The organism is Lysobacter arseniciresistens ZS79 (assembly GCF_000768335.1).
Classification (GTDB): Bacteria; Pseudomonadota; Gammaproteobacteria; order Xanthomonadales; family Xanthomonadaceae; genus Novilysobacter; species Novilysobacter arseniciresistens.
Map to the genome: position 1 here is coordinate 141,894 of NZ_AVPT01000004.1, position 13,547 is coordinate 155,440.

At 70.1% G+C, this 13,547-nt stretch carries 14 protein-coding genes; 5 read left to right on the forward strand and 9 right to left on the reverse strand.

Annotated features, from left to right (window positions below; genetic code table 11):
* The first annotated feature begins 86 nt into the window (after positions 1-86).
* Positions 87-1,481, forward strand: coding sequence for a class II fumarate hydratase (locus N799_RS03835; protein ID WP_036208120.1), 1,395 nt, complete (start codon positions 87-89; stop codon positions 1,479-1,481).
* A 1-nt stretch (position 1,482) separates the two neighbouring features.
* Here N799_RS03835 and N799_RS03840 read toward each other — a convergent pair whose 3' ends face one another.
* Genes N799_RS03840 through N799_RS03865 form a run of 6 tightly spaced genes read right to left on the reverse strand, consistent with a single transcriptional unit; the run spans position 1,483 to position 5,623 of the window.
* Complete coding sequence (locus N799_RS03840) at positions 1,483-2,328, reverse strand: YggN family protein (RefSeq protein WP_036208123.1); 846 nt, start codon at positions 2,326-2,328, stop codon at positions 1,483-1,485.
* Positions 2,329-2,344: 16 nt separating this feature from the next.
* Positions 2,345-3,001, reverse strand: a complete 657-nt coding sequence (locus N799_RS03845; RefSeq protein WP_036208126.1) for a hypothetical protein — start codon at positions 2,999-3,001, stop codon at positions 2,345-2,347.
* Positions 3,002-3,026: 25 nt separating this feature from the next.
* The gene (locus N799_RS03850; protein WP_238978725.1) at positions 3,027-4,082 is read right to left on the reverse strand and encodes a hypothetical protein; all 1,056 of its coding nucleotides are present in this window, start codon (positions 4,080-4,082) and stop codon (positions 3,027-3,029) included.
* Positions 4,079-4,966 (reverse strand): ABC transporter ATP-binding protein, encoded by an 888-nt coding sequence (locus N799_RS03855; protein WP_036208128.1) that lies wholly within the window; start codon positions 4,964-4,966, stop codon positions 4,079-4,081. The genes N799_RS03850 and N799_RS03855 overlap by 4 nt, the downstream gene beginning before the upstream one ends.
* A complete protein-coding gene (locus tag N799_RS03860; protein ID WP_036208130.1) occupies positions 4,963-5,337 on the reverse strand; it encodes a GntR family transcriptional regulator in 375 nt (124 codons plus the stop codon). The genes N799_RS03855 and N799_RS03860 overlap by 4 nt, the downstream gene beginning before the upstream one ends.
* A 4-nt stretch (positions 5,338-5,341) precedes the next feature.
* On the reverse strand, positions 5,342-5,623 hold the full coding sequence (locus N799_RS03865) for a hypothetical protein (RefSeq protein ID WP_036208131.1): 282 nt from the start codon (positions 5,621-5,623) through the stop codon (positions 5,342-5,344).
* Between the two features lie 216 nt (positions 5,624-5,839).
* On the opposite strand from N799_RS03865, the gene N799_RS03870 reads away from it, so the two are divergent.
* The 4 genes from N799_RS03870 to N799_RS03885 all read left to right on the forward strand — a co-directional run bounded on the left by N799_RS03870 (position 5,840) and on the right by N799_RS03885 (position 8,661).
* On the forward strand, positions 5,840-6,790 hold the full coding sequence (locus N799_RS03870; RefSeq protein ID WP_036208133.1) for an FKBP-type peptidyl-prolyl cis-trans isomerase: 951 nt from the start codon (positions 5,840-5,842) through the stop codon (positions 6,788-6,790).
* 127 nt (positions 6,791-6,917) lie between these two features.
* Positions 6,918-7,703, forward strand: coding sequence for an FKBP-type peptidyl-prolyl cis-trans isomerase (locus N799_RS03875; protein WP_052101185.1), 786 nt, complete (start codon positions 6,918-6,920; stop codon positions 7,701-7,703).
* Between the two features lie 53 nt (positions 7,704-7,756).
* On the forward strand, positions 7,757-7,954 hold the full coding sequence (locus tag N799_RS03880; RefSeq protein ID WP_425476948.1) for a SlyX family protein: 198 nt from the start codon (positions 7,757-7,759) through the stop codon (positions 7,952-7,954).
* Positions 7,955-7,989: 35 nt separating this feature from the next.
* Complete coding sequence (locus tag N799_RS03885; protein ID WP_036208137.1) at positions 7,990-8,661, forward strand: DUF2058 domain-containing protein; 672 nt, start codon at positions 7,990-7,992, stop codon at positions 8,659-8,661.
* Between the two features lie 36 nt (positions 8,662-8,697).
* Here N799_RS03885 and metH read toward each other — a convergent pair whose 3' ends face one another.
* From metH to N799_RS03900, 3 genes are read right to left on the reverse strand one after another with little or no spacing between them, the layout of a single operon-like run.
* Complete coding sequence (gene metH, locus N799_RS03890) at positions 8,698-11,388, reverse strand: methionine synthase (protein WP_036208140.1); 2,691 nt, start codon at positions 11,386-11,388, stop codon at positions 8,698-8,700.
* Positions 11,385-12,491 carry a homocysteine S-methyltransferase family protein gene (locus tag N799_RS03895; RefSeq protein ID WP_036208142.1) on the reverse strand — a complete coding sequence of 369 codons (1,107 nt, stop codon included), beginning with the start codon at positions 12,489-12,491 and terminating at the stop codon, positions 11,385-11,387. The genes metH and N799_RS03895 overlap by 4 nt, the downstream gene beginning before the upstream one ends.
* Positions 12,488-13,435 (reverse strand): ArsR/SmtB family transcription factor, encoded by a 948-nt coding sequence (locus tag N799_RS03900; protein WP_036208146.1) that lies wholly within the window; start codon positions 13,433-13,435, stop codon positions 12,488-12,490. Before N799_RS03900 ends, N799_RS03895 begins: the two co-directional genes overlap by 4 nt.
* Positions 13,436-13,547 lie beyond the last annotated feature (112 nt).

The following is a 13,547-nucleotide window of genomic DNA, read 5'->3' on the forward strand; positions in this document are numbered from 1 at the left end:
AGTCGCGCATTCTAGCGCGGGCCGCCGGCGGGACCGGGCGCCCACGGGCACCCGCGTATGCTCGCGGCAACCGACGGAGGAGCGCCATGGCCAGCCACGACTACCGCATCGAACACGACAGCATGGGCGAGCTGCAGGTGCCCGCCGACGCGCTGTGGGGCGCGCAGACCCAGCGCGCGGTGCAGAACTTCCCGGTCTCCGGCCAGCCGATGCCGCGGGGCTTCATCCGGGCGCTGGGGCTGGTCAAGGCGGCCGCGGCCGAGGTCAACGGCGGCTTCGGGCTGCTGCCGAAGAACCGCTCGACGGCCATCCGCAGGGCCGCGCTGGCGGTGGCGGCCGGCGAGCACGACGGGCAGTTCCCGGTCGACGTGTTCCAGACCGGCTCGGGCACGTCGAGCAACATGAACGCCAACGAGGTGATCGCCACGCTGGCCTCGCGCGCCGTCCGCGGCAAGGCGGGCGTGCACCCGAACGACGACGTCAACCTCGGCCAGAGCTCCAACGACGTCATCCCGACCGCGCTGCGGGTCTCGGCGCAACTGGCGGTGGTCGAGGACCTGCTGCCGGCGATCCGGCACCTGCGCCGGACCATCGACCGCCGCGGCCGCGCGCTCGGCAAGGTCGCCAAGACCGGCCGCACCCACCTGATGGACGCGATGCCGCTGACCTTCGGACAGGAGTTCGGCGCCTGGTCGTCGCAACTGGCGTCCGGCCAGGCCCGCGTCGAGGACGCGCTCAAGCGGCTGCGGCGGCTGCCGATCGGCGGCACCGCGATCGGCACCGGCATCAACGCCGACCCGCGTTTCGGCGCGGCAATGGCGAAGGCGCTGTCGAAGCTCGCCGGTACCCGGTTCGAATCGGCCGACGACAAGTTCGAGGGACTCGCCTCGCAGGACGACGCGGTGGAGCTGTCCGGCCAGCTCAACGCGCTGGCGGTGGCGCTGATGAAGATCGCCAACGACCTGCGCTGGATGAACTCGGGGCCGCTGGCGGGACTGGGCGAGGTGGAACTGCCGGCGCTGCAGCCGGGCAGCTCGATCATGCCGGGCAAGGTCAATCCGGTGGTGCCGGAGGCGGCCTGCATGGTCTGTGCGCAGGTCATCGGCCACCACGCGGCGATCACCGTGGCGGGGCAGAGCGGCAACTTCCAGCTCAACGTGATGCTGCCGCTGATCGCCGCCAACCTGCTGGACTCGATCCGGCTGCTGGCCAACGTGATGCGGCTGCTGGCCGACAGCACCATCGACGGGCTGCACGTGCGGCGCGACAAGGTTGCCGAGGCGCTCGACCGCAACCCGATCCTGGTGACCGCGCTGAATCCGGTCATCGGCTACGAAAAGGCCGCGGCCATTGCGAAACAGGCCTACCGCGAGGGCAGGCCCGTGCTGGACGTCGCGGTCGAGGTGACCGGGATGCCGGAGAAGGAGCTGCGTCGGCTGCTCGACCCCGCCGCGCTGACCCGCGGCGGGATCCAGGGCTGAGTTACGGGGTGGCGGGTTCCGTGGTGGACTCGCCCGCCGCCTCGGCCTCGGCGGCTTCGGAGCTGCCGGTGCCGGAGCCGCCGGTCCCCGTTGCGCGGACCGCGTTCCGGATGGATTCGCGGATGCCGCTGCGGATGTCGTCGCGCACCCCGGCCCGCAGCTCGGCCCGCTCTGCATGGCTGCCGCGACTGCCATCGCGGCACTCGTCGATGTCCTTCGCCTCCATCGTCGCGTAGGGGCGGAACTCGGGCAGCGAGGCGGCCAGCTGCTGCTGGGTTTCCAGCATCGCGGGCAGGCCGTCGCAGAGCTTCATCGCCTCGGCCTCGATCTTCGCGGCCTCCGCCTCGATGCGCTGCTCGAAATCGGCCGTGCCACCGGTGATAACGCTCTTCAGCGCCTCGCCGGCGGCCTGCATGCCCAGATCCGCACCCTTGACGCCCAGCGCCATGCCGGTCTCGACCAGCTCGACCACGTGGCCGCGGTAGTCCAGCAGCAGGGCGCGTTGCTCCGGCGTCACCGCGACCGCTTCGCCACCGATCAGCAGGTCGCCGTCGGGACTGATCTCGGCTTTGGGCAGCGGGTTGCCGTCGGCGTCGCGGGGCGCGTCGCGGCTGATGCGGGTGCCGCCGACGTGGATGTCCAGCTCGCCGCCGATGCCGAGGTTGCCGGTGGCCATCTCGGCGCGGGCTTCCTCCAGCGCGTTCTCGACGGTGCGGCCCAAGGCGGTTTGGGCGCCGGTGGAGCTGTCCTCGCCGTTGGCGGGCGGGGCGGGCTGGTCATTGCTGCAGGCGGCCAGTGCAACGATGGCGAGGCAGGCGAAAACGGCAAAGCGGTATGTGCGGGTCATGGTCGGGTCCCTGCGGTCAGAGCGAAGCGAATTCTTCCTGCATCATGTTTTCGCAGTCATCGACGTCGCCGGATTCAAGCGTGGCGTAGGGCCGGAACTGCGGCAGGCTGGTTGCCAGTTGCTGCTGCGAAGCCATCACCGCAGGCAACTGCCGGCAGAGGTCGTGCATGGCGGGTTCGAGCTCCTGCTTGACGACGTGCTCGATGCGACGCTCCAGCCGCCCGCTCATCGCCCCGAACAGCAGGCCGATCCACGACGAGTTCTCGACTTCGGCCAACGCCGCGTCGGCCGTGCGCTGGCCGATGTCGATGCCCGCCAGCGCGATCCCGATCACCTGGCCGCGGTAGGCCAGTAGCTGCCGGCGCTGCCCGGCGTCGATGGCCTGTGCCTCGCCCTCGATCAGGAGATCGCCCTGCGGGGTGATCTCGGCGCGGACCGGCGGATCGGCGTCGGTGTTGTCGTGGTGGCCGAACTGCAGGCCGTTGTCGATGCGCAGGTTTCCGGTTGTCAGTTCCAGCCGGGCCTCGGCCAGGTCGGCGGCCACCTCGCGGCGTGCTTCGCCCAGTTCGCGGCTCACTTCCTCGCCGATGCCGGCGGGGCTGGCTTCTTCCCCGGCCTGCGCGACCAGGGGCAGCAGCAGGCACAGGGTCAATGCGGCGTTGCGGATGCTCATCTGCGTGTCCTCCTGTGGGTCGGGCTCAGCCTTCGTCGCGCCAGCGGCGCAGGCGGATGGCGCCGAGGATCATCACTGCGCCGGCGATCGCGCCGATCCACAGTTCGGGCATGGCCAGGCTGGCGATCTGGTGGCTGAAGGACAGGTCGCCGACGATGTTCTCCAGACCGTTGTTGGACATCGATTCGGCCAGGTCGTCGCGGTAGATCTGGTCGATGGCCGGCACCGTGCCCAGCAGCAGGCGGCCGACGATGTGGGTCCAGAACCACGAGGCGTCCATGTTGAAGACGTCCATCAGCTTGAACCAGCTGACGAATACCCCGGCGAACACCGGCACCATCACCGCCCAGAGGAACGGCGCGCTGCGGGCCCAGACCGAGCACAGCAGCAGCCAGCCGACGGTCGGCAGTGCCCACAGGGCGTAGACCGGGATCCAGGCGATGTGGCCGGCGACGATGCTGAGCGGGCTGGCCGGCTCCCAGATCAGGGTCCAGGCATTGCCGCCGTGCAGCACCACCACCGCGCTGATCAGCACCATGAAGGCGAACATCGTGACCACCGCGACCGCGACCGCGATGGCCGGCGCCACCAGCACCGCGCTGGCGACCTTGGAGAGCACCGTCTGCGCGTCCGACAGCGGCAGCGACTTCCAGAACAGCACGCTGCGGTCCTTGCGCTCGTCGTACAGCGCGCCGAGGCAGTAGAAGAACACCACGAACGCCAGCACGATGAAGGGCCAGCCGGAGCCCAGGAACAGGCTCAGGTTGATGCCGTCGGCGAACTCGGCCATGTCCTGCGGGCTCATCTGCTGGGTGAGCTGGCCGAGGTCGAGGCCGCTGACGTTGACGCCGTCGAGTTCCAGCGTGCCGGCCTCGGCGGCGCGGTTGGCGGCCACCAGCCCGACGATAATCGCCATCAGCGTCAGCAGCAGCGAGATGCCGCCGGCGATCACCGGCGCCCAGAAGAAACCGCCCCGGTGCTCCCAGAACTCCCGTCGCAGCAGCAGCTTGAACTTGTGGGTCGGGTGTGCCGGCGCGATGGTGCGCGGGGCGGCGGGCAGGGTGGTGTCGAGGGCGTTCATGCGTAAGTCCCCTTCATGGTGGCGACGAACAGGTCGGCCAGGCCCGGCGTGCGGGTTTCGCCCAGGCCGGCCAGACGGTCGCGCGGGATGTTGTCGAACAGCATTACGGTCTTGCCGAACGGCAGGGTCCGCTCGTCGACCGGCTTGAGCGCGCGGGCGGCGTCGGCCTGCTCGGCGTTGACCAGCACCTCGGTAAAGCGCTCACCCAGGGTGTCCATTCCGGTGTCGAGCACGACCTTGCCGTCGCGGATGAACATCACGTCGGTGAGGATGTGCTCGACCTCCTCGACCTGGTGGGTGGTGATCAGGATGGTCTTGTCCTCGTCGAAGTAGTCCTCCAGCAGGCGCTGGTAGAACTGCTTGCGGTAGAGGATGTCGAGGCCCAGCGTGGGCTCGTCGAGCACCAGCAGCTTCGCGTCGATCGCCATCACCAGGGCCAGGTGCAGCTGCACGATCATGCCCTTGGACAGCTCGCGCACGCGCATCTGCGGCTTGAGCTGGGTGCCGGCGAGGAAGCGTTCGCAGCGGGCGCGGTCGAAGCGCGGGTGCACGCCGGCGACGAACTCGATCGCCTCGCGGACCCGGATCCAGCGCGGCAGCACGGCGACGTCGGCGATGAAGCAGACATCGCGCATCAGCTCGTCGCGCTCGGTGCGCGGGTCGCGGCCGATCACGCTCATCCGGCCCTCGAACGGGATCAGCCCGAGCATCGCCTTGAGCGCGGTGGTCTTGCCGGCGCCGTTGGGGCCGATCAGGCCGACGATGCGCCCGGCGGGGATCTCGAAGGTGGTGTCGTCCAGCGCGACCTTGTTCTTGTAGACCTTGCGCAGGCCGCTGGCGTGCACCACGACGTCGCCGGCTGCGACGGGGTTGGCGGCGTTCATCGGGTGCCTCCCTGGGCCGGCGCGGCGGCCAGCAGTTCCTCGGTGCTCAGCCCCAGCCGCAGGATGCGTTCCAGCACCAGCGGCCATTCCTCGGTGAGGAAGCGTTCGCGTTCGTTCACGAGCAGTTTCTTTGCGGCCTCTTCGGTCACGTACATGCCCAGACCCCTGCGTTTTTCGACGAGAGCCTCGTCCGCCAGTTCCTGGTAGGCGCGCGAGACGGTGATTGGATTGAGCTGGTAGTCGGCGGCGACCTGCCTCACGGAGGGCAGGGCGTCGCCGGGCTTGAGCACGCCGTCGAGCATCATCGCGACGACGCGCTCCTTCAGCTGGCGGTAGATCGGAGCGCCGTCGCTCCACTGGATAGCGGTCATGGGATCAACCCCGCGGGACAAATGAGAAGTACGGCATGACGAGGGCCTGCCGGCGGCTGCGCTTCGTCCCTGTGGAGCGCGTGGGGGATTCGGAATCCAGGGTCTCGATGGCGGCGGCCTCGATGGCCCCGGCCAGGGCGGCCGCCGGGTTCAGTTCGGCGGCAGCGGGGCTGGCGGCCAGCGAGGCCGCGCCCGGGGGCGCCGGGACCGCTGCAACAAGGCCGAGCACCAGCAATGCACCGCTGGCCGTCAGGGCGAACATGGTGTTGTGGAGCTTGCGGTTCATGGCGACCTTCCTGATCGTTGGTAGACCGGTGTTGTAGGTGACTATAACACCATCATGCCGGGGGTCAAGCGCCGGAGTACCCAACTGAAGTCATGGTGTGCCGCCGCGGCCATCGGCCGGTCGGGGCCTTCGTGGCGGGCGCATTGCCGGGGCGGGGCAGGCTCGCGACAATGGGCGCCCTTGCGCCCCGCGGGCGCCCGACAGGAGCAGTACCGGATGAATGTTTTCGCGCGCGGCCTGGCCGTGATGTTGACCGCCGCAATCCTCGTCGCCGGCGTGGCCGCCCCCGTGACCGCAGCCGCGCAGGAACCGGCAACGCTGGGCAGCGAGCGCGCCCGGGTCAGCTACATGGTCGGGCACGACGTGGCGCGGTCGATCGAGGCTGCCGGCCCGGATATCGACATGGCCGCTTTCGAGCAGGCGATCCGCAACGCCTTCCAGGGCGGCGACCCGCTGATCGCCGAATCCGAAGTGCCGGCGGTCGGCCAGGCGCTGATGATGCGCATCGCCTCGCGCGCCGGCCGTGCCCCGGCCGATGCCAAGGTGCCGGACGTCGACCGCACCAGGGTCGGCCACCTCGTCGGTGCCGACGTCGGCCGTTCGCTGGTGCCGATCAAGGACGAGCTGGAGCTGCCGGTGCTGCTGCAGGCGGTCAAGGCCACCTTTGCCGGCGGCAAGCTGGCGATGGACGCGGCCCAGCTCGACACGACCCGCCAGGCGTTCGCCCAGCGCATGCGCGCCACGATGGCCGAGCGCGCGCGCGCCGAGGGCGAGAACAACCGTGCCGCCGGCGAGAAGTTCCTCGCCGCCAACCGCCAGAACAAGGGCGTGTTCACGACGCCGTCGGGCCTGCAGTACTCGGTGCTGCGCCAGGGCTCCGGTCCGCGCCCGTCGATCACCGACACCGTGCGCGTCAACTACGAGGGCCGGCTGCTGGACGGCACCGTGTTCGACAGCTCCTACGCACGCGGGCAGGCCGCCGAGTTCGGCCTCGGCCAGGTGATCGCCGGCTGGACGGAGGGCGTGGCGATGATGCCGGTCGGTGCCAAGTACCGCTTCTGGATCCCGGGCGACCTGGCCTACGGCGCGAAGGGCGGCGGCGACGGCAAGATCGGCCCCAACGCCACGCTCGTGTTCGATGTCGAGCTGCAGGCGATCGTCGAGTAGGGCGCCGCAGGTCCGACGCAAGCAATCGGAACACGGCTGCAACCACGCACCGTTCATCATCGTGTCCGCACAGTGACGGGTCGGCACCGCGACGGTGCCCCGCCACAACCCCAAGGAGTTCCCCCGAATGATCCAGTTCCCCCGCGCCGGCGTCGTGCTGGCCATCTCCGCGTCCCTCGCCCTGTCGGCCTGCAACCAGACCGACGCCGACAAGCCCGCCGCGGCCGAAACCGCCGGGTCGTCCGAGGCCGCGGCCGAAGGCGCGGTCAAGATCGACGGCCTGCCGACCGAGAAGGAGCAGGTCAGCTACATGATCGGCCGCGACGTCGCCCGCTCGCTCGAGGAGGTCAAGGACGAGCTGGACGTGAAGGTGCTGGTCGACGCACTGCAGTCGGGCCTCGCCGGCGAGGACTCGAAGATGACCGAGGAGCAGGTCACGACCGTGCGCGAGGCGTTCGCCCAGCGCATCCAGGCCGAGCGCATCGCCGAGATGATGGCCGCGGCCAAGAAGAACAAGGAAGCCGGCGCCGAGTTCCTGGCCGCCAACAAGGCCAAGCCGGGCGTCGAGACCACCGAGTCGGGCCTGCAGTACCAGGTCATCACCAAGGGTGACGGCCCCAAGCCGACCGCCGAGGACGTGGTCCGCGTGCACTACAAGGGCACGCTGCTGAACGGCGAGACCTTCGACAGCTCCTACGAGCGCAACGAGCCGGCCGTGTTCGCGCTGCCGCAGGTGGTGCCGGGCTGGCAGGAAGGCATTGCGCTGATGCCGGTGGGCAGCAAGTACCGGTTCTGGATCCCGAGCGAGCTGGGCTACGGCGAGCAGGGTACCCCGGGCGGCCCGATCGGCCCGAACGAAGTGCTGGTGTTCGAGGTCGAGCTGCAGGACATCGTCGAGCGCCCGGCGCAGTAAATGGCCCGGGGGTGGTGGCGATGAGTACCGACATGGAATAGCGGCTGGTCGACCTGGAAACGCGGGTCGCCTTCCAGGAGCACGCGCTCGGTGAGTTGAGCGATGCGCTGGCGGCCGCCCGCGACGAGGAAGCCCGCAATACACTGCTGCTGCGGCGCGCGCTGGACGAGTTGCGGCAGATGCGCACCTCGCTGGCCGCGGGCCCGCACACCGCCGATCCGGCGCTCGAACCGCCACCCCCCCATTACTGAAGGCGCCAGGGCCGCGACCGGCCCGGCCGCACGACATGACCGATTCCCTGCGCAACCAGTTGCTCGGCCTGGGCTTCAAGCCGAGCCCCGAAGCCCCGAAGAAACAGTCGGACCGGCGTGCCGACGGCAAGCCGCACCCGCGCCGCGACGGCGGCAAGGGCGGCGGCGACGGCAAACGCGACGGCGGCAAGGGCGGGCCAGCCGCCCGGCACGCCGGCAAACCGGGCGGGAACCGTCCGCCCGGTGGCCAGAAGCGTGGTCCGGGCGCGCCGCGCTCGCGCGAGGACATCGACCTCGCCAAGGCCTACGCGATCCGCGCCCAGCGCGAGAAGGACGAGCGCATCGCCGCCGAGAAAGCCAAGCAGGAGGAGGCGCGCCAGCGCCGCGAGGCCCGCGCGCGGCTGGCCGGACTGGTGAAGGACAAGGCGCTCAACGCCGCAGACGCCGACATCGCCCGGCACTTCCCGTACGGCGGCAAGATCAAGCGCATCTACGTCACCGCCGACCAGCTCCGGGCGCTCAATGCCGGCGAGCTCGGCGTGCTGCAGATGGATGGCCGCTACCTGCTGGTGACCGCGGAACTGCTGGCGCAGGCCGAGCAGGTGTTCGCGCCGGCGGTGGCACTGAAGGTCGACCCCGACGCGCCGGCCGTGGACGACCCCTACGCCGACCCGAAGTACCAGGTCCCGGACGACCTGGTCTGGTAGGCGAACCCGGCGCGGGTGGCCGTCGAAGCGGCCCCGCTATTCGGGGTCGTAGTCGAGGTTGGACGCCAGCCACCGTTCGGCCTGCGCCAGCGGCACGCCCTTGCGCCGGGCGTAGTCGGCTGCCTGTTCCTTCGAAACGCGGCCGACCACGAAGTACTGGCTGCGCGGGTGGCTGAAGTAGTAGCCCGACACCGCCGCCGCCGGCGTCATCGCGAAGTGGTCGGTCAGGCGAATGCCGGCTTTCGCTTCGGCGTCCAGCAGCCGGAAGATCGTCGACTTCTCGCTGTGCTCGGGGCAGGCCGGGTAGCCGGGGGCCGGCCGGATGCCGCGGTACTTCTCGTCGATCAGCGCCTCGGTGTCGAGTGATTCGTCGGCGGCGTAACCCCAGAACTCCGTGCGCACGCGCTGGTGCACCCGCTCGGCCATGGTCTCGGCGAGGCGGTCGGCCAAGGCCTTGAGCAGGATCGCGTTGTAGTCGTCGTGGTCGGCCTCGAACCGGCGCACGTGCTCCTCGATGCCGATGCCGGCGGTGACCGCGAACGCGCCGATCCAGTCCTTCCGCCCGCTGTCGTGGGGCGCGATGAAGTCGGCCAGGCAGAAGTCGGGGCGCTCCGGCGGCTTGTCGGCCTGCTGGCGCAGGAAGTGCAGGGTGACCGCCTCCCCATCGACCTGTGCGACCACGTCGTCGCCGTGGCTGTTGGCCGGCCACAGCCCGAACACTGCGCGCGCGGTCAGCCACTTCCCGGCGACGATGCGCTCCAGCATCGTCCGTGCGTCGCGGTACAGCTCGCTGGCCTGGGTGCCGACGACTTCGTCGGTGAGGATCGCCGGGTAGCGGCCGTGCAGTTCCCAGGCCTGGAAGAACGGGGTCCAGTCGATCAGGTCGATCAGCTCGGACAGCGGGTAGTCGTCGAACACGTGCAGCCCGGGCTGCAGCGGAGTCGGCGGCTCGTAGGCGTCCCAGCCGCCATCGAAACGCTGGCCGCGGGCGTGTTCCAGCGACACCAGCCGCTTGCCGCCGTCGCGGTTGCGGTGGCGCTCGCGGATCTCGGCGTAGTCCGACGCGTTGGCGGCGACGAACGCCTCGCGCAGCTCGACGCTGATCAGCGACTGCGCCACGCCGACCGCGCGCGAGGCGTCCTTCACCCAGACCGTGGCGGATTTGTAGTGCGGGTCGATCTTCAGCGCGGTGTGCGCGCGCGAGGTGGTCGCGCCGCCGATCAGCAGCGGGGTGGTGAAGCCCTGCCGCTGCATCTCGCGGGCGACGTGGCTCATCTCCTCCAGTGACGGCGTGATCAGGCCGGATAGGCCGATCAGGTCGGCGTTCTCCGTCCTGGCGACATCAAGGATCTTCTGCGCCGGCACCATCACCCCGAGGTCGACCACCTCGAAGTTGTTGCACGCCAGCACCACGCCGACGATGTTCTTGCCGATGTCGTGCACGTCGCCCTTGACCGTGGCCATGACGATCTTGCCGTTGCTCTTGCCGGTGTCGCCGGTGCGCAGTTTCTCGGCCTCGATGAAGGGCAGCAGGTGGGCGACCGCCTTCTTCATGACGCGGGCCGACTTGACCACCTGCGGCAGGAACATCTTGCCGGCGCCGAACAGGTCGCCGACGACGTTCATGCCGTCCATCAGCGGGCCCTCGATCACGTCGAGCGGACGAGCCGCTTCGAGGCGCGCCTCCTCGGTGTCCTCGATCACGAACTGGTCGATGCCGTGCACCAGCGAGTGGGTGATGCGCGCACGCACCGGCTGCTGGCGCCAGGCCAGGTCCTCGACCTTCTTCTCGCCCTGTTTGCCGCGGTAGCGCTCGGCCAGCGTCAGAAGGGTCTCGGTGGCCTCGGGGTTGCGGTTGAGCACCACGTCCTCGACCGCGGTGCGCAGCCCGGCGTCGAGGTCGTCGTACAGCGGCAGTGCGCCGGCATTGACGATGCCCATGTCCATGCCGGCGCGGATTGCGTGGTACAGGAACACGGTGTGGATCGCCTGCCGCACGGTCTCGTTGCCGCGGAACGAGAAGCTGACGTTGGAGACGCCGCCCGACACGTGACTCAGCGGGAAGCGCCGGCGCAGCTCGCGCGTGGCCTCGATGAAGGCGACGCCGTAATCGTTGTGCTCGTCGATGCCGGTGGCGATCGCGAACACGTTGGGGTCGAAGATGATGTCCTCGGGCGGGAAGCCGACCCGCCGGGTCAGCAGCTCGAACGCGCGCGAGCAGATCTCGACCTTGCGCGCGGCGGTGTCGGCCTGGCCTTCCTCGTCGAAGGCCATCACCACCACCGCGGCGCCATAGCGGCGCACCAGCCGGGCCTGGCGCAGGAACTCCTCCTCGCCTTCCTTCATCGAGATCGAGTTGACGATGCCCTTGCCCTGCAGGCACTTCAGCCCGGCCTCGATCACGCTCCACTTCGAGCTGTCGACCATCACCGGCACCCGCGCGATGTCGGGCTCCGCGGCGATCAGGTTGAGGTAGTCGACCATCGCCTTCTCGGAGTCGAGCAGGCCCTCGTCCATGTTGACGTCGAGCACCTGCGCGCCGTTCTCGACCTGCTGCCGCGCGACCGCGACCGCCTCGTCGAAGCGCCCCTCCTTGATCAGCTTGCGGAACTGCGCGCTGCCGGTGACGTTGGTGCGCTCGCCGACGTTGATGAAGTTGGACTCGGGAGTGATCTGCAGCGGTTCCAGGCCGCTGAGGCGGGTCTGGCGGGCGAGCGGGGCGCTCATGCGGCGTCCTCCAGTTGCGGCGGGACCCGCGGCGGCAGGCCGGCGACGGCGTCGGCAATCGCGGCGATGTGCGCCGGCGTGGTGCCGCAGCAGCCGCCGACGAGGTTCAGCAGGCCGGCCTCGGCGAACTCGCGCAGCACCTTCGCCATGTCCTCCGGGGTCTCGTCGTAGCCGCCGAAGGCGTTCGGCAGCCCGGCGTTCGGGTGGGTGCTGACGTGGGTATCGGCGACCCGCGACAGCACGTCCACGTGCGCCCGCAGGTCCCTCGCGCCGAGAGCGCAGTTCAGGCCGATCGCGAGCGGCTCGGCGTGGCGCAGCGAGTACCAGAACGCTTCGGCGGTCTGGCCCGACAGGGTGCGGCCGGAGGCGTCGGTGATCGTGCCCGACACCATCACCGGCAGCCGCGCGCCGCGTGCCTCGAACGCCTCGGCGATCGCGAACAGCGCGGCCTTGGCGTTGAGCGTGTCGAACACGGTCTCGACCATCAACACGTCGGCGCCGCCGTCGATCAGGCCCTCGGCGGCCTCGCGGTAGGCGTCGCGCAGGCCGTCGAAGGAGATAGCGCGGAAGCCGGGCCGGTTGACGTCGGGACTCAGCGAGGCGGTGCGGCTGGTCGGGCCGATCACGCCGATCACAAAGCGCGGCTTGCCGGGCGTGCCCGCCTCGGCGGCGTCGCAGACCTCGCGCGCCAGCCGGGCGCCGGTTTCGTTCAACTCGCGGGCAAGGTGCTGCAGGCCGTAGTCGGCCAGCGAGATGGTGGTGGAGTTGAAGGTGTTGGTCTCGACCAGGTCGGCGCCGGCGGCGAGGTAGCCGGCGTGGATCGCGCGGATGATGTCGGGGCGGGTCAGGCTCAGCAGGTCGTTGTTGCCGCGCTGGTCGTGCGCGCAGCCGCAGCCGGGGCCGTGCGCGTGGCCGTCGGGCACATTGTCGCGGTCGAAGCCCTCGGCGAAACGGGTGCCGCGGTAGTCGGCTTCTTCCAGCCCGTGCTGCTGGATCATCGTCCCCATCGCCCCGTCGATCACGAGGATGCGCTCGGCCAGCGCCTGCTGCAGCGCGGCGGCGCGTGACGGGTTGAGCCAGGGCAGGGTGTCGACGGTGCTCATGGACGGGCCTTCCCGGCGGCCTTGCGGGCGATCAGGGCGATCACCTCGAAATGCGGCGGGCGGCGCTCGCGGGTGACGGTCTCGCAACTGGTGATCTCGAAGCCGCCGCGGGTCGCGAACCTGCGCAGCTCCTTTTCGCTGAAGCCGAGATTGACGTGGCCGTAGGACTCGACCGCGGAGCGGTGCTCGTGGCGGGCGAGGCTGGTCAGCAGCAGGCGGCCGCCAGGCCGCAGCACGCGCCCGGCCTCGGCCACGGCCTGGGCGGGCTGGTCGGCGTAGGTCAGCGCGTGCATCAGCACCACCAGGTCGAAATGGCCGTCGTCGAACGGCAGCGCGTGCATGTCGCCCTCGCGCACTTCGACGTTCTTCAGCTTGCGCAGCCGCTCCGACGCCGCGAGCACGACTTTGGTGCTGGAATCCAGGCAGACGTAGCGGTGCGAGTGCGGCGCCAGCAACTCGGCCAGCACGCCGTCGCCGGAGGCCACGTCGAGCACGTCGCCGGGTTCCAGCAGCGGCAGCGCCGAACGCGCCATCGCCTCCCAGGTGCGGCCGGGCGAGTAATGGCGCTCCATGTCGCCGGCAACCGAGTCGGCCCAGTTCTGGTCGGCCGCACGGGTGGCCAGCACGGCCGGGACGCGCTCGGCATCCTGCCGCAGCAGCGGGTCGTCGCTGCCCTCGCGCAGGGTCTTCCACAGGGAATGCTGGGCGCCGTCGAGCGCTGCCTCGTCGAAGCGGTAGTAGGCCGACACGCCGGATCGGCGGTCGCGCACGAGGCCGGCGTCCTTCAGCCGCGCCAGATGGGTGGAGACCCGCGGCTGGGCCAGGCGCGTGATCGCCGAGAGTTCGGCGACGGTGAGCTCCTCACGTTCCAGCAGGGCCAGCAGCCTGACGCGGGTGGCGTCGGCGAACACCTTCAGGCGGGACGACCAGCCCTCGAGATCCATTGGATGCCTCCGGGTGCTTTCATGCACCTATCGCGATACAGCGATAAGTCTGGTCGCGTGGCCACGCATGGTCAAGCGGGGCGGGTTCGGTAAACGGTTGGGCAGGGATACA